Annotated in this window: 17 protein-coding genes and 1 pseudogene; 13 read left to right on the top strand and 5 right to left on the bottom strand. The window is 74.5% G+C overall.

The annotated features are described in order from the left end of the window. Window positions 1-101 precede the first annotated feature (101 nt). Complete coding sequence (locus tag ACFUK0_RS00210; protein WP_380245705.1) at window positions 102-818, top strand: TetR/AcrR family transcriptional regulator; 717 nt, start codon at window positions 102-104, stop codon at window positions 816-818. 106 nt (window positions 819-924) lie between these two features. Here ACFUK0_RS00210 and ACFUK0_RS00205 read toward each other — a convergent pair whose 3' ends face one another. Continuing rightward, the gene (locus tag ACFUK0_RS00205; RefSeq protein WP_380245704.1) at window positions 925-1920 is read right to left on the bottom strand and encodes a cytochrome c oxidase assembly protein; all 996 of its coding nucleotides are present in this window, start codon (window positions 1918-1920) and stop codon (window positions 925-927) included. A gap of 213 nt (window positions 1921-2133) precedes the next feature. Here ACFUK0_RS00205 and ACFUK0_RS00200 point away from each other — a divergent pair, with 213 nt between their 5' ends. From ACFUK0_RS00200 to ACFUK0_RS00190, 3 genes are all read left to right on the top strand, one after another. Beyond that, window positions 2134-2376, top strand: coding sequence for a DUF6480 family protein (locus ACFUK0_RS00200; RefSeq protein ID WP_380245703.1), 243 nt, complete (start codon window positions 2134-2136; stop codon window positions 2374-2376). After that, entirely contained in the window at window positions 2373-3374 is a 1002-nt protein-coding gene (locus tag ACFUK0_RS00195; protein WP_380245702.1) for a MerR family transcriptional regulator, read from the top strand. Before ACFUK0_RS00200 ends, ACFUK0_RS00195 begins: the two co-directional genes overlap by 4 nt. Window positions 3375-3560: 186 nt before the next feature. Beyond that, window positions 3561-4100, top strand: a complete 540-nt coding sequence (locus tag ACFUK0_RS00190) for a DUF4383 domain-containing protein (RefSeq protein ID WP_380245701.1) — start codon at window positions 3561-3563, stop codon at window positions 4098-4100. On the opposite strand, the gene ACFUK0_RS00185 is transcribed toward ACFUK0_RS00190, so the two are convergent. Next, on the bottom strand, window positions 4088-5368 hold the full coding sequence (locus ACFUK0_RS00185; RefSeq protein WP_380245700.1) for an FAD-dependent oxidoreductase: 1281 nt from the start codon (window positions 5366-5368) through the stop codon (window positions 4088-4090). The two genes, ACFUK0_RS00190 and ACFUK0_RS00185, sit on opposite strands and share 13 nt — an antisense overlap. Before the next feature lie 272 nt (window positions 5369-5640). Between ACFUK0_RS00185 and ACFUK0_RS00180 the strand changes: the two genes are divergently transcribed. The 7 genes and pseudogenes from ACFUK0_RS00180 to ACFUK0_RS00150 all read left to right on the top strand — a co-directional run bounded on the left by ACFUK0_RS00180 (window position 5641) and on the right by ACFUK0_RS00150 (window position 12148). Further along, window positions 5641-6072 carry an SRPBCC family protein gene (locus ACFUK0_RS00180; RefSeq protein ID WP_380245699.1) on the top strand — a complete coding sequence of 144 codons (432 nt, stop codon included), beginning with the start codon at window positions 5641-5643 and terminating at the stop codon, window positions 6070-6072. Window positions 6073-6169: 97 nt separating this feature from the next. Further along, on the top strand, window positions 6170-7009 hold the full coding sequence (locus ACFUK0_RS00175) for an oxygenase MpaB family protein (protein WP_380245698.1): 840 nt from the start codon (window positions 6170-6172) through the stop codon (window positions 7007-7009). 309 nt (window positions 7010-7318) lie between these two features. Beyond that, entirely contained in the window at window positions 7319-7879 is a 561-nt protein-coding gene (locus ACFUK0_RS00170) for a hypothetical protein (RefSeq protein WP_380245697.1), read from the top strand. A gap of 266 nt (window positions 7880-8145) precedes the next feature. Next, window positions 8146-9840 (top strand): FAD-dependent monooxygenase, encoded by a 1695-nt coding sequence (locus ACFUK0_RS00165; protein ID WP_380245696.1) that lies wholly within the window; start codon window positions 8146-8148, stop codon window positions 9838-9840. Between the two features lie 96 nt (window positions 9841-9936). Next, window positions 9937-10407, top strand: a pseudogene (locus tag ACFUK0_RS00160) (SRPBCC family protein); the annotation flags it as partial. 274 nt (window positions 10408-10681) lie between these two features. Then, complete coding sequence (locus tag ACFUK0_RS00155) at window positions 10682-11701, top strand: YihY/virulence factor BrkB family protein (protein WP_380245695.1); 1020 nt, start codon at window positions 10682-10684, stop codon at window positions 11699-11701. 63 nt (window positions 11702-11764) lie between these two features. Continuing rightward, window positions 11765-12148: a VOC family protein gene (locus tag ACFUK0_RS00150; RefSeq protein ID WP_380245694.1), complete on the top strand. Its 384-nt coding sequence runs from the start codon at window positions 11765-11767 to the stop codon at window positions 12146-12148. A 73-nt stretch (window positions 12149-12221) separates the two neighbouring features. Here the strand turns inward: ACFUK0_RS00150 and ACFUK0_RS00145 are convergent, their stop codons facing one another. Both ACFUK0_RS00145 and ACFUK0_RS00140 read right to left on the bottom strand, forming a co-directional pair. Continuing rightward, window positions 12222-12509, bottom strand: coding sequence for a DUF6479 family protein (locus tag ACFUK0_RS00145; protein WP_380245693.1), 288 nt, complete (start codon window positions 12507-12509; stop codon window positions 12222-12224). Window positions 12510-12705: 196 nt separating this feature from the next. Next, window positions 12706-13530 carry a YhjD/YihY/BrkB family envelope integrity protein gene (locus tag ACFUK0_RS00140; RefSeq protein ID WP_380245692.1) on the bottom strand — a complete coding sequence of 275 codons (825 nt, stop codon included), beginning with the start codon at window positions 13528-13530 and terminating at the stop codon, window positions 12706-12708. 194 nt (window positions 13531-13724) lie between these two features. Here ACFUK0_RS00140 and ACFUK0_RS00135 point away from each other — a divergent pair, with 194 nt between their 5' ends. Together ACFUK0_RS00135 and ACFUK0_RS00130 are read left to right on the top strand one after the other, a co-directional pair. Then, window positions 13725-14162, top strand: a complete 438-nt coding sequence (locus ACFUK0_RS00135) for an ATP-binding protein (RefSeq protein WP_380245691.1) — start codon at window positions 13725-13727, stop codon at window positions 14160-14162. 14 nt (window positions 14163-14176) lie between these two features. Further along, entirely contained in the window at window positions 14177-14473 is a 297-nt protein-coding gene (locus tag ACFUK0_RS00130; RefSeq protein WP_380245690.1) for a hypothetical protein, read from the top strand. Between the two features lie 86 nt (window positions 14474-14559). Here ACFUK0_RS00130 and ACFUK0_RS00125 read toward each other — a convergent pair whose 3' ends face one another. Beyond that, window positions 14560-15183, bottom strand: a complete 624-nt coding sequence (locus ACFUK0_RS00125) for a hypothetical protein (protein ID WP_380245689.1) — start codon at window positions 15181-15183, stop codon at window positions 14560-14562. Window positions 15184-15240: the final 57 nt, after the last annotated feature.

The raw sequence follows: 15240 nt of genomic DNA, 5'->3' as shown, positions 1-15240 counted from the left end.
GTTGGGACGAACAGTGTTCGTCGATGACGAAGACTGTTTTTCCATGGAACGCCGTTCGTGTCAAGTAGGCTGATGTCGTCCCCGACCCCGGAGGTTCCACCGTGACCGGCGCCGCACCGCGTCCCACCTGGCCAGGCACCTGGCACGGCAAGGAGAAGCCCGCCCCCAGACGGCCGCCGCTCACCCGCGAGCGGATCGTCCGCGCGGCCCTGGCGGTCATCGACGGCGAGGGCATGGACGCGCTGAGCATGCGCCGGGTCGCCCAGGAGCTGGGCACCGGCGCCGCCAGCCTCTACGCCCACGTCAGCAACAAGGACGAGCTGATCGAGGAGGTCCTCGACCTGGTCTACGCGGAGATCGAGCTGGAGAAGCCCGATCCGCAGCGCTGGGAGGAGCAGATCAAGGGCCAGCTGCGCCGGGCCCGCGCCGTCCTCACCGGGCACGGCAACCTCGCGCGTGCCGCGATGGCCGCCAACGTGCCCGTCACCCCCAACGCCCTGGACAACGCGGAGGCGATGCTCGCCATCCTCCGCGCGGGCGGCCTCGACGAGCAGACGGCCGCCTACGGCGTGGACGTGCTCTCGCTCTACGTCACGGCCACGGCCTTCGAGGAGAGCTCCCGGGGGGGCTTCAGCGAGGCCGACCACGACGCCTTCACCGAGCGGATCACCGGCTACTTCAGCAGCATCCCCGCCGACCGGTACCCCATGATCACCACCATGGCGGCGGCGCTCACCCGCAACGTGGGCGACGAGCGCTTCGAGTTCGGCCTGGAGATCCTGGTCGGCGGCCTCGCCCGGCAGCGCTCCGCCGGCTGACCGGGCGCCCCGGGCGCGCGAGAGCCCCGCCCGGGATCGGACGGGGCTCTCGCGGTGGTGCTGCGTCGGTGGTGCCTGTGTCGGTGGCGCCTGCGCCGGTGCTGTCTCAGTCGGTGCCGGGCGCGGTGGCGGCCGGCCGGCGGTCCCGCCGGTCCAGTGAGGCCAGGTAGTCGTTGTAGGCGTTCAGCTCGGCGTCGCCGCTGCGCTCCTCCGCGCGGTCCCGGCGGCGCGCCTGGCGCTCCTCGGACTTCATCCACTGGAAGACCAGCGCGATCAGCACGATGGCGGTCGGGATCTCGCCGAACGCCCAGGTGATCCCGCCGGCCAGCTTCTGGTCCGCCAGCAGGTCCGTTCCGGGCGGCGCGCCGGCCGGGGTGAACGACGTCACCAGCTCGTGGCCGGCCATCATCACCGCCACGCCGAAGAACGCGTGGAACGGCATCCCCATGAACAGTTCGAGGATCCGCATCACGTGGCCCGGCCGGTGCGGCCCCGGGTCGATGCCCATGATCGGCCAGAAGAACAGCAGCCCGGCGGCGACGAAGTGCACCATCATCGCGATGTGCCCGAGCCGGTACTGCATCAGGTTGTCGAACAGCGGGGTGAAGTACAGCCCGTACAGGCTGGCGATGAACAGCGGGATGGTGAACGCGGGGTGCGAGATCACCCGGACGTAGCGGCTGTGCAGCAGCGCCACCAGCAGCTCGCGCGGGCCGCGCGGGCGCCCCTTGCCCGTCGGGCGCAGGGCGCGCAGGGCCAGCGTGATCGGCGCGCCGAGCAGCAGCAGGATCGGGACCAGCATCGACAGCACCATGTGCTGCATCATGTGGGCGCTGAACAGCACCATGCCGTAGTCGTTCAGGCCCGTGCAGGTGACCAGGACCACCCCGCCGACGCCGGCCAGCCAGCCCACCGACCGCCCGATCGGCCAGCCGTCGCCGCGCCGGCGCAGCCGGACCACGCCCGCGCCGTACAACGCCAGGGCCGCCAGCGACGCGATCAGGAACACCCAGTCGGGGGACCAGGTCAACGCGGAGGAGAGCGAGAACGGGCCCAGCTGCTCGCCCCCGTGGTGGTGCATTCCGGTCATTCCGTCGCCCATCGGCGGGTCCTGCTTTCCGTCAACGCGATCCCGAGTGGGTCCGGTTCGTCCGCTTTGCTTCGCGCTACAGCCTAGGTGGGCCCTACACGGGGGCGGCACCCGCCCCCGCCCGGCGGCGCGGCGCTGCGCTGCGCGAACGCTGCGCCTGGCCACCCGTACGGCTCCGGCCCACGCTGGGACGAGGGGGTGCCGCCCGCTCCGTAGGAGGCCGTCATGTCCGTCGCCGATCCCGTCGCCGATCCCGTCGCCGCTTCCGTCGTACGCCCGGCCGGGCCGCCGTCCGGGCCGAAGCCCACCGAGACACCCGAGTGCGAGGGCTCCACCTGTGCCGGGATCTCCACCGCCGAACGGGTCGAGTTGCACACCGCGTGGCCCGGTTGGATCCCGCTGCTCCTCATCGGCGTCCTCGTGTTCTGCAGCGCCGGGTTCATGGTCGGGCGCATCCTGGGGCTGTGAACTCCCCTTCCGCCGAGTCCGGAGCCCCGCCGACTGAGCCCGGGCCGAGCCTCTCCACCGGGGGCGTCGCGCGCCTGCTCGGTGTTTCGCCGACCACCGTCCGCTCCTGGGAGCGCCGCTACGGAATCGGCCCGGCCGGTCACCAGAGCGGGCGGCACCGACTCTGGGCTCCCGCCGACATCGCCCTGCTCCAGGCCATGTGCGGCCTCACCGCGCGCGGGGTGCCGCCCGCCGAGGCCGCCCGGCTGGCCCGCCAGGGCGACGCCCGGCCCCGGCCGGCCGGCGGCGCAGAGCGTCCCGCCCCCGCCGTACGGGAGTCCGCACGGGAGTCCGGCGGCCGTTCCGCGCTCCCGTTGGGCGCCGTGCGCCCGGAGTGCCGGGGGTTGGCGCGGGCGGCCGTGCGGCTCGACGCGCCCGCCGTGCAGCGGATGCTCCGCCAGGTGGTGGAGGAACTCGGGACGGTGACGGCCTGGGACGAGGTGATGCTGCCCGCCCTGCGCGCGGCCGGCCGCAAGTGGGCCGCCGAGGGGGAGCGCTACGTGGAGGTCGAGCACCTGCTCTCCTGGCACGTGTCCACCACGCTCCGGCTGGTCGCCGCAGCTGCCGGTCCGGCCGGCCCGGTCCGGCCGGTGCTGCTCGCCTGCATGCCGGGGGAGCAGCACTCGCTGCCGCTCGACGCGGTGGCGGCCGGGCTCACGGAGCGCGGGCTGCCGTTCCGGATCTTCGGCGCGGCCGTGCCGGCCGGCGCGCTGCTGGAGGCCGTCCGCCGGACGGGGCCGTCGGCCGTCCTGCTCTGGTCCCAGTCGCGCCCGACGGCGGACCGCCGCCTCGCGCTGCAGACCGCCGCGACCGGCTGGGGCGTACGCGGCGCACGGGCCCGGCCGGCGGTGCTGCTCGCGGGCCCCGGCTGGGCCGGCCCCGCCCGGCCCGCCGGGACGCTGCGCCCCCGTGGGCTCGGGGAGGCGCTGGACCGGCTGGCGGAGCTGATGGCGCCCTGACCGGCCCACCGGCCGCTCGCCCCGGCCCGGCCGCCGCAGGGCCGGGGCGCCGTAGGGCCGGTCGTCGATGCGGCAAACGGTGCGGCAAACGGTGCGAGATCGCTGCGAGTGGGCCCCGGCCGACGCGCGGAAGAGGCTGGACCAGCACGTGGGAACACCCGCCCACCTCCGGAACGGAGCACGGTCATGGACCTTCGCGACGAACTCCCCGTCGACCACCGGCTGGCCCAGGTCTACCGCGTCGGGGCGGGCCTGTGCGGCGCCGCCCTGCTGGTCTTCGGCTGCCTCGGCCTGCTGGACGGCCTCGCGTTCTTCAGCACCCACGGCGAGCGGATCGCCGGGCTGTCGACCAACGGCCTGGTCAGCCTGATCTCCATCGTCTTCGCGGTGATCCTGATCGCGGGCGCCGTGATCGGCGGGAACACCGCCTCGACCGTCAACATCGTGGTCGGCACCCTGTTCTTCCTCAGCGGGTTCGTCAACCTCGCCCTGCTGGACTCCGGAGCCAACCTCCTGGCGTTCGGGATGTCGAACGTGATCTTCAGCTTCGTGACCGGCCTGGTCATCGCCACCTTCGGAATGTACGGCCGGGTCAGCAGCAAGCTTCCGCACGACAACCCGTACTGGCGCCGCCGCCACCCGCAGGCCTCGGCGGCCGAGCGGGAGCGGGCAGCCCTCCTCGGTGCCCGTGCCGCCCTCGGCCGGCCGGGCGGTCAGCCGTCCTGACCTCTCCGCGCGGCGCCCGGCCCGCCCTCCCGGGCGCCGCCGAGCAGATCGGCCGACACCTCGCGGGCGGCCCGCGCGCCGGAGGCCAGCGCCCCCTGGACGGAGCCGGTCGCCCGGTGGTCACCGCAGACGTAGCGGCCGGCGGCGAACCGCGTGCTGCGGATCAGCGGGTGCGGGGCGGCCATGGCCGGCAGTGCGGCCGGGATCCGGTAGTCCGCCAGGTGCTCCCAGCCGGACGTGTCCGCCCCGTACAGCTCGGCGAGCCGGGCCCGGACCTTCGCCTCGTCGGCGCCGTCACCGAGCACCGAGGTCGAGACGAGGGCCCGGCCGTCCCCCGAACACCCCGGTACCACCTCGGACAGCACCACGCTGTTGAGCAGCTCGCGGTCGGAGTCGACGAGCAGCGTCGGCTCCCGCAGCGGGCTCACCGGCGCCGCGTGGTAGAGCGTGGTCACCGCGCGCGCCGCCGGTACGTCCAGCCCCGGCAGCAGCCGCGCGGCCTCGGCCGCCTCCGTCGCCACGACCACGGCACCCGCCGCCAGCGCCGAGCCGTCCGCCAGCCGTACGCCCTCCCCGGTCAGCGCCGCCACCGGCGACTCCAACCGCAGCACTCCGGGCGGCAGTCCCTGCGCCAGCTGGGCCGGCAGCGCGCCGATCCCGGCCGCCGGGAGGCAGAGCGTCCCGCGCAGCATGCTGCGCCACACCAGGTGGAACACCCGGCTCGACGTCTCCAGGCCGTCCTCCAGGAACACCCCGGCCAGGAACGGGCGCAGCACGGCGTCGACCGTCCCGGCCGAGAGGCCGGCCGCCGCCAGGGCCCGCGCGGTGGGCAGATCGCTCCCGCGCCTGAGCAGGGCGGGCGGCAGGACCATGTCCCGCGCGCTGAGCAGCCCGAGCGCGAGGACGTCGCCGAGCGGGGCGAGCCGCCCCGGCAGCAGGTCGGCGGCCTGCCCCGGCCGCCGGGTGGGGTCCGCGAAGCGGTACCGGCCGCGGGCGCCCGCGAGCACGAAGCCCGGCGTGAAGGGGTGCAGCCGCAGGGCCCGCAGATCCACCCGCCGCCGCACCTGCGGGTACGCGGTGTTGAACACCTGGAACCCGCGGTCGAGGCGGAACCCGCCGACCAGGTCGGTGCGCACCCGGCCGCCCACCGCGTCCGAGGCCTCCAGCAGGCTGACCCGCAGGCCCTCGTCGGCCAGGTCCCGGGCGGCTGCCAGCCCCGCCAGACCCGCGCCGACCACGATCACGTCCACTGCTGTACCGGGCCGCATGCCGTATCCCTGTCCTCTGCCGTCATCGAGCCGCTGATCCTCCGTGCGCCCTGCCGCCGAGCGCCGACGCCCCCAGTGATAGCCCGTCCCGGCGGCGGAAGCCGGTAGCCACGCACGACCGGCGGCCGGGCGTGAGGCGGACCAATCCGCCGGCGCCGCGGCGCCGAACACCCCGCGAGGGCCGCTTGGCGGCCCGCGCTCCGGAGCCGCACGGGCCGAAGGAGCCCGGATGGAGCCCGAAGAGGCCCTTCAGGTCGGAAAGGACGGACGACGTGGTCACGGTGGTCAGACGCTTCACGGTGAGCCGGCCGGCGGACGCGGTGCTCGGCTACCTCGCCGACTTCGGCAACACGCCGGAGTGGGATCCGGGCACGGTGCGCTGCGCCCGGCTGGACGACGGGCCCGTCCGGCCCGGCTCGCGCTGGCTCAACACCTCCCGGTTCCGGGGCCGGACCACGGAACTGACGTACCGGCTGGACCGCTTGGAACCGGGCCGGCTGGTCTTCGTCGGCGAGAACCGTACGGTGACCGCCACCGACGACATCGCGCTCTTCGCGCTGGACGGCCGCACCGAGGTGGTCTATGAGGCCCGGCTGCGCTTCAAGGGCGCGGCCAGGCTGGTCGCACCCTTCATGAGGGCCGAGTTCGAGCGGCTCGCCGACGGGGTGGAGCAGCGGCTGCCCGAGGTGCTCGGAGCCCGCTGACCGGCCAGGGCGGGCACCGCTGCGGAAACGGTGCGACTGGCCGCCGGGCCGTCCGGCGGCGGAGGCTGGAGGCCGCAGCGGCAGGGAGGACAGGCGCATGGGCGAGGCAGCCGTCCCCGAGGCCGGGCTGTTCGGCCCGGGCTCGGTCTCCTGGCGGGTCCACGCCGACCCGTCGATGGGCCTGGCCGGCCTGCGGGCGCTGATGCTCCAGGCCCTGCACCCGCTCGCCATGGCGGGCGTGGCGGAGCACTCCGCCTTCCGCGAGGACCCCTGGGGCCGGCTCTACCGCACCGCCTTCTTCATCGGAGCGGTGACCTACGGGACGGGGGAGGAGGCCCGGCAGGCGGTGCAGCGGGTCCGCCGGGTGCACGGCCACGTGCACGGCACCGACCCGGTGACCGGGCGGGCCTACCGGGCCGACGACCCGGCGTTGCTGGTCTGGGTGCACTGCAGCGAGGTCGGCTCCTTCCTGGAGGTGGCCCGGCGCTCCGGCCTGCGGCTCACGCAGGCCGAGGCCGACGAGTACCTCCGCGAGCAGGCGGGGGTGGCCCGACTGGTCGGAGTCCCGGCGGACTTCCCGGTGCCGGAGACGGTCGCCGGGCTGGACTCCTACTTCCGCCAGGTGCGGAGCGAACTCCTGGTCACCCCGGCGGCCCGGCAGGCGGTGCGGTTCGCCTTCGTCCCGCCGTTCCCCGCCTGGGCCCGCTGGGGCACCCCCGTGCGGCCGGCCTGGTCGGGGGCCGCCGCGCTGGCCTTCGAGCTGCTCCCGGCCTGGGCCCGCCGGATGTACGGCCTGCCGGGGTGGCCCCTGACCGACCTGGCCGCCACCGGCCAGGCGAGGGTGCTGCGCACCGTGCTGCTCGGCCTGCCGCGCGGCTGGCGCGAGGGTCCGCACCTGGTGGCGGCCAGGCAGCGCTGGTCGGTGCCCTCGGGGTGACGGCGGCAGTGACCGGCGCCGGCCGTCCCGCGGGCGACAACTACCGCCGGTGACGGGGCCGGTGGTCGCTCCCGGCGATGGACGGCCGAGAAGCCCGGCCGGTCGCCCTGCCGACGGGCGGCAAGGGGAGGGTGAGTGAACGGTGACTGTTCGTCACGTCCTTGCCCCGTCCGGGTGCGGACGGTAGTCGCCAGGTCTCGATTGGCCAACAGGTGGGGGATCAGTGGCGGAACGGTGAATGCCGGGTCGTCAATCTCTGGTTGACTCTGGGCTTTCCCGCCCCGAGATGCAACGGAGCCGTCCACACCCATGCCCTCCTCCATACCTGCCGGGCACCGGCGGCTGGCCGCCGTCGCCGGCCTCGTGCTCGCCGTCGGTCTCACCCTGACGGGCTGTGACCCGACGGTGAAGGACAACACCGTCCCGGCCGGCGCGGTCGCCACCACCGCCGCAGCCACCCCGGCGGCCCCGCCCGCCCCGGCGCCCGCCACCACCACGGCCGAACCGGCGCCCGCGCCGTCGCCGACCGCGACGACCGCGCCCGCGGCCGCGCCCGTCGAGACGGTCGCGCCGGCCACCCCCAAGCCGCCCGCGCCCGCCCCGGCCGCCACCACGGCCAAGCCCCCGGCGACCAAGGCTCCCGTCCCCGCTCCCGCGCCCACCAAGACGGTCGAGGCGCCGCACACCACCAGCGCCCCCGCCCCCGCCCCCGCCCCCGCAGGCAACTGCGAGATCGTCTCCAACGCCGGCAACTGCTACAAGGCCGGCCAGTTCTGCCGCAACGACGACCTCGGCCGGAGCACCCACGACGCCGGCGGCCGGTTGATCTACTGCCGGATGGTCAGCGGCAAGCCGCACTGGCAGGCCTGACCATCGCACCGGCAGGCCTGACCGCCGCACGGGCCGGCCTGGCCGTCGCACCGGCAGGCCTGACCGCCGCCCGCTCGCCGCGCCCGGCCGGGAGTGAACACCGGCCGGGCGCCCGCGCCCGCCACGTGGTCGCGGGCATGTCGCGCTGCGGCAAGCGCAGCAGCGGCAGCCCCCGGCGTCCGGCGCCCGGCTCGCCGCCCGTCCCCCGGCGGGCGACCATGGAGCACGGGACCGGACCCGAGGGGGCCGGGCTTTGGGAGGCACCCGTGGCGCACACCCGGACGACCGACGTACTGATCGCGGGGGCCGGACCGGTCGGCCTGAGCGCGGCCGCCGAACTCCGCCGCAACGGAGTGCGCTGCCGCCTCGTCGACCGGCTGCCGGCCCGCCTGCCGTACGCCAAGGCGGTCGGCATCCAGCCGCGCACCCTGGAGATCTGGGACCGGATGGGCCTGGCCCGCACCGTCCTGGAAGCCGCTGTCCCGCTGCGCGGCCAACTGATCCACGTCAACGGCCGGGAGCGGGCGCGGATCGACCTCGCGCTGCCGTCCGAGGTGCCCTACGGATTCGCGGCGCTGCCGCAGTACGAGACCGAGCGCCTCCTGGAGGAGTACCTCGCGGGCCTGGGCACGGCCGTTGAACGCGGCACCGAGCTGCTGTCGTTCACCCAGGACGAGGACGGCGTGACGGCCCGGCTGGGCACCGCCGCCGGCGCCACCGAGGAGGTCCGCGCCCGCTACCTGGTCGGCTGCGACGGCGCCCACAGCACCGTCCGCAAGGCGCTCGGCCTCGGCTTCGAGGGCGGCGCCTTCGCCGAGGAGTACATGCTGGCCGACGTCGAGGCGGACTGGGACCTGCCGTCCGGATACGGCCTGCGCTCCAGCCATCGCACCGACGACGGCTCCACCGACGACCTGCTGGTCTGCATCCCACTGCCCGGCGCGGGCCGCTACCGCATGTCGATGCTCGTCCCGCCCGAACTCTCCACCCGCGCGACGGGCGGCGCTACGGAGAGGGCGCCGGACGGCGGCGTCACGGACGGTGCGCCCGCGCCCGGCGACGGTGTGGCACACGGCCTGGAGGGCGGCCGGACCCCGGAGCTGTCCGACATCCAGGCCGTCGTCGACCGCCTCGCCCCCGGGCCGACGACCGTCTCCCGGCTGCGGTGGTCGTCCGTCTTCCGCATCAGTCACCGGATCGTCGACCGCTACGGCGACGGCCGGGTGTTCGTCGCGGGCGACGCCGCCCACATCCACCCGCCCACCGGCGCACAGGGCATGAACACCGGCATCCAGGACGCCTGCAACCTGGCCTGGAAGCTCGCGCTCGTCCTGCGCGACAGAGCCGGGCCCGGCCTGCTCACCAGCTACGACGCCGAACGCCGCCCGGTCGGCGAGGAGGTCGTCGGCCGGACGGTCCGGCACGCCACCCAGGGCATCGAGAGCGAGCCCGACGACCAGCGGACGCTGATGCTCCGCGAGGCCCAGCTCCTCGTCGGCTACCGGGGCGGCCCGCTCTCGGGCAGCCCGTACGGGCCGGCCGACGCGCCCCAGCCCGGCGACCGCGCCCCGGACTGCGCCGGCCTCACCACCCCCGTCGCCGCCTACCCGCTGCGCCTGCTCGACGTCCTGCGCGACCGCACGGGGCACGTCCTGGTCCTGTACACGGCCGACGCCGCCGAGCCGGCCGCAGCAGCTGCGGCAGCCGCCGCCACCCTGCTCCCCGGGGCCGGGCCGACGGCCCTCGCCGTCCTCGCGCGCGAAGCCGCACCGACCCGGCCGGGCGTCCTGTCCGTTCCCGAATACCGGGACGCGGCAGGGGAGTTCGCCAGGCTCTACCGCCCCGACGGCCCGACCGGCTTCGTCGTCCGCCCCGACGGGCAACTCGGCGCCCGGTTCCCGCTCGCCGGTACCGCGGCGGCCCTCACCGGCTACCTCGAAGCCCTGTCCGTACCGGTCTGACCACGACCGTCGAGACTCGTGTGATTGAAGGACCACCGGCCGGGCAGACGCCTCCATGTCCGGAATATCCCGCATGACTGTTTGGAGGAGAACGCCGTGAGCGTGGTGAAGGAATCCATCGACGTCGACGTTCCGCTGCACAGTGTCTACAACCAGTGGACGCAGTTCGAGGACTTCCCGAATTTCATGGAGGGCGTGGAGGAGGTCCGCCAGATCGACGACCGGCACTCCCACTGGAGGACCAAGGTCGCCGGTGCCCGCCGGGAGTTCGACACGGAGATCGTCGACCAGCTGCCCGACGAGCGGATCTCCTGGCGCTCGGTGGGCGGGGACGTGGAGCAGAAGGGGTTCGTGTCGTTCCAGCGCCTCGACGACGCCCACACCCGGGTGATCCTGGTGATGGACTTCGCACCTCACGGCATGGCCGAGAAGGCGGGCGACATGCTCGGCGTCCTCGACCGGCGGGTCAAGGGCGACCTGAAGCGGTTCAAGGGATTCATCGAGGAGCAGGCCGGGGAGAGCGGTGCCTGGCGCGGCCGCCTCACCCCGGCCGACGCCGGCACCACGCCCGCCGCTGCCGACCGCCCGGGCGGCAAGGGGCCCGACGCACTCGGCGACGCTCCCACGCGGGAGACGCCGCAGTCCCGGATGACCGGCGAGGGCGCACCGCCCGCGCCCGACCCCACGGCGGCCGAGCGGGGCCTCGGCTCCCTCCCCGCCGACCCGGACGACATGCGGCGCGGCTGACCGCACCACGTCGCGGGGAGCCGTGCAGCCCTGCCGCTCCCAACGGTGTCGGCGGGCGGAGATTCGCCCCGCCAGGGGCGGACAGACGCACACCATGGCCATCCTCAAGCGCAGAAACACTCGGGTGCCCGGGCCCGGCGGAACCCCGCCGGGCCCGGGCCCGCAGATCGAGAACGCCGCTCCAAACACGCCCGGCGACATGCCCCGGCGCTCCTGGCGGACGGTGTTGCGCAGTACCGGCAGGGAGTTCCTGGAGGACGAGCTGCCCGACCGTGCGGCGGCCCTCACCTACTACGGCGTCCTGGCGATCTTTCCGGCGCTGCTCGTACTCGTGTCCGTGCTCGGGGTCGTGGGCAGCTCGGCGACCGACGCCGTTCTGGACAACGCGGGGAAGCTCGCCCCCGGCGCCGCGCGCGACATCCTGCGCAACGCCGTCGTCCAGTTGCAGAACAACGGCAGCACCAGCACCGTGCTGATGGTCGTGGGCCTCGCCGCCGCCCTGTGGTCCGCCTCCGGCTACGTGGGGGCGTTCATCCGCTCCTCGAACGCGGTCTACGACATCCGTGAGGGCCGGCCGGTCTGGAAGACCACTCCGCTGCGCGTGGGGCTGACACTGCTGCTCATGCTGATGCTGGCGGCGAGCGCGGTGATCGTCGTGTTCACCGGTCCGCTCGCCGACCGGGTGGGCCGGGCCCTGGGGGCGGGCGGCACCGCGCTCACCGTGTGGTCGATCGCCAAATGGCCCGTCCTGGTCCTGCTCGTCAGCCTGATGATCGCCCTGCTCTACTGGGCCGCGCCCAACGTGCGCGATCGCGGCTTCCGCTGGATCTCACCGGGCAGCCTCCTCGCCGTGGTGCTGTGGATGGCCGCCTCGGCCGGCTTCGCCCTGTACGTCGCCAACTTCTCCTCCTACAACAAGACCTACGGCACGCTGGCGGGCGTCATCGTCTTCCTCGTGTGGTTGTGGATCTCCAACCTCGCGATCCTCCTCGGCCTCGAATTCGACGCCGAGCTCTCCCGGGAACGCGCCACCCAGGGCGGCCTCCCGGCCGGTGAGGAGCCCTACGTCCAGCCACGCGACACGCGCACCTGGCCGGACGAGCAGCAGCCGTGACGGCGCCCCGGCGGTGACGGATCCGGCGGTGCTCCCAGGGGACCGCTACGTACACTGGCGGGCATGGCATGCCGCATCAGTGAGCTGGTCATCGACGCCGCCGACCCCGAGCGGCTCGCCGCATTCTGGAGCGAGGCCCTCGGCTACGTCGAACTCGGCCGGGAGGATGACGGAAGCATCGAGATCGGGCCGCCCGACGCCGGCTTCGGCGGCCCGCAACCCACCCTCGTCCTCAGCCCCAGCAGCGAACCGCGGGCCGGGAAGCTCCGACTGCACATCGACGTCAACGCCACCGACCGCGACCAGGACGCCGAGCTGGAGCGGCTGCTCGCTCTCGGCGCCAGGCCCGTCGACGTCGGCCAGACCGGCACCGAGAGCTGGCACGTCCTGGCCGACCCGGAAGGCAACGAGTTCTGCCTCCTGCACACCCGGCTCAAGCCCCTCTGAGCAGCAGCAGTGGCGGCCCGCATCGCCTCCCTGGCTGGCCAGATCGGTCGACGCGGGCCGGCCGCAGGCGTCGTCAGTACGGCGGCCCGGGATTGTCCCGGCCGTTGGCCGTCGGCTCGGCGGGGCCGCCGCCCCGGACGCCGGGGTCGCTCCCGCTGCCGGGGGTCTGCCACGACCCGCTCGCCGGGCCCGGCCCGGGCGTGGTGCCGGGGTGCACCGGCGGGCCCTCGCGCGACTTGCGACGGCTGCCGTAGACGAATGCGCCGATGAGGACGGCGACCACGACGAGTCCGACCGCGAGAAGAAGTCCTACGGCCGGTCCGGTCATGGAGGCGGCGAGTACTACCGGGGAATCGGTCATGAGGGGTTCTCCTGTTCAGCACCCTGGTGAGTGGCGGACACCGTCCGGTACAGGGACGGCAGCGCCGAACCCGCCGTGCGGCGGGGAGAGTCACGGGATCCGTACGTCGGCTACCCCTGATACCCGGGACCACTCCCGGCTGGGGCGGCGCCGCCTCGAAGGTGTGCGGAGGGCCTGGCCGGCGAGTGACGCGCTGTCATTCGGGAGGCGCGGGAGGGGGGTCCGGGCGGTCGCGTCGGAGGGCGCGGCCGGTCAGCGCGCCGGCGTAGACGGTGTAGCCGACGCCGATCAGCCAGGACTGCACCACCAGCACAGTACCGACCGCTCCGAACGAGACCGCGTTGGAGACGATCAGCGGGGCGAAGACCAACTGCGAGAAGACCCGCAGCCCGGCGAAGGCGACCACGGTCGCGACCGCCCCGGGGAGCAGCGGGCGCCAGGCGACGCGCGACCCGAGCAGCAGGCGCTGCAGCCACCAGAAGTAGAGCACGCCGCCGCAGACGCCCAGGGCGCCCCGGAGCACGGCGGAGGCGGCGGTGCCGTGCCAGGGCAGGCCGCGCCAGGTGGTCAGCAGGATGAAGCTGATCAGGCCGGCCAGGCCGATCACCTGCCGCCACACGGTGTGCCAGGCGGCAGGGGGCAGCTCCCAGATCCGCTCGTACGTCCGCTGCAGTGCCGCCATCAGGGAGATGCCGAACACGGCGAGGGCGGCCAGGCTCAGCGCCGTGGTGGCACTGAGCACCTCGCTGCGGGAGGCGAACACCTCGCCGACGGATTCGGCCGAGTGCCCGGACAGGCCGAGCCCGTCGATGATCCAGTCGGCGATCCCGTTGCCACGGGTCGGCAGCGCGGCGGCGATCACCACCAGCAGCGGCACGAGAGTGACGAAGAACAGCGCGGCGAAGGCCATCGACCGATGCAGCAGCTCCAGCTTCCGGCCGTCGCGCCAGACACGTTCGGCCAGGGCTCTCGCCTGCCTGCCCAGAGCCACGGCCCGGGCTCCGATCGCCTTCACGATCATCGCGGGGCGCCCCTTCCTCCGCCTTCTTCCGCCGAGTGCGATGGGACTGTCCAGCCGCACCCTACGCGCTGCCGCACCGGAATCCGGCGCAGGCGCCGCCGAAGGGCGGCCCCGGAGCGCCGGATGGCGGGCGTGCTCCGGCCGAACGGGGGCAGCCGTCTCCACAGGGGCCCGACGGCGGAGGGACGAGGAGCATGGACGGACAGGAGCCCGCGCTGAAGGCGCTGGGTTGGGCACGGACACTGCCCGTCTCCAGCGGTGTGCGCGCCGGCCGTGCGTGGGGCCGCCGCCACCTCGACGAACTCGGCTGGACGACCCGTGCGCCCGAGGTCGCCGACGCGGTCGTCCTCACGATCTCCGAACTCATCACCAACGCCCACATCCACGCCCGCAGCAGCGCCGACCTCGTCCTCACCTGGGACGGGAGCTGCCTCTACGTCAGCGTGCACGACGCCTCGCCCGAGCTCCCGCGCCCGCGCGAGGCCGGCCCCGACGCCACCTCCGGGCGTGGCATGGCGCTGGTCGAGGCCCTCGCCGACGGCTGGCAGATCAGGACGGACCGCTGCGGCAAGACCATCACCGCCTGCTTCCACCCGCCCGGCGACCCCGCCCACCGGGTGCCGCCGTCGTAAGGACAAGGATCCGGATGAACACCAGCACCCTGGCCGCCGGCGCGACAGCCCTGGCCGCCGCAGCCGTCGTCGCGGCGGCCCTCCGGGCCACAGCCGTCCAGGCCCGGATCCGGGTGGAGCGCATGCTGCTCGCCCCGCCGGGCTACCTCCCGGCCCGGCCCCGCTCCGGGCGGACGGGCACGCGGCCCCCTCACACGTCGCCCCCTCACACGCCGTCCCCTCACGCGCCGTCCCCTCACGCGGACGCCTCCGGCGAGGCCGTCCGGCGCGCGGAGGCCATCGTGCTCGCAGCCGCCCGCCGGAGGCGGTGAACCGGGTCCGTGGACGGTTCTGCGGACGGGTTCGGCCGGGGCCCGGCCGCGCGGGCGGTGCGGGCCCCGGCCGTGGGCCGTCCGGGTCAGCGGCGGCTTCGTCCGATGGCGTACGCGAGGCCCCAGGCTGTCGCTGCGGCGAGTACCAGGCCGAGCAGCGCGATCCACTCGCCTCCGGTCTGGCTGCCCCACCAGGCCTTGGCCGGGGTGAAGGGGTCGTTCACCAGCATGTCCCGGAGGATCTGGTGTCCGGCGCTGTCGGCGATGACGAGCGGAACGGCGTTGGTGTAGCCGAAGAAGGCGCCGAGCGCGGCCACGATCGTCCCGGCGGTCCGGGCGGCGTTGCTGCGGCCGCCGACGAGGCCGGTCAGGACACCGACGGCCGCTCCGTTGACGAGGGCGTGGAGCAGATAGAGGGTGTGGACCGTGCCCTCCGACTGGTCCTGGTAGGTGGCGTAGATGGTGGCGCTGTAGACCGCTGAGATGAGGAACGAGGCGAGCAGCGAGAGGAGGAACGCGCCGATGGGGCGGCCGTTGCCGGGGTTCGGCTGCTGTCCGAAGGGCACGGGGTGCACCGGGTACGGCGGGCCGGGCTGCATCGGCAGTTGCCCGGGGAAGGGCGGTGGGACGGCCGGGCCCGGCGGCTGCTGGGCTATGGGTGGCTGGTGGTACGGGTTGTACGGGTACGGCGGTGGTTGGGGCTGGCTCAACTGATCCCCCGTGAAGCAGAGACGGACAGGTCGAGCAGAAACTATCAACAAGTCAGG

The organism is Kitasatospora sp. NPDC057223, assembly GCF_042669755.1.
Lineage (GTDB): Bacteria > Actinomycetota > Actinomycetes > Streptomycetales > Streptomycetaceae > Kitasatospora.
Note: the sequence above shows the minus strand (reverse complement) of the source record. Positions and strands in the feature narration are given on the sequence as shown.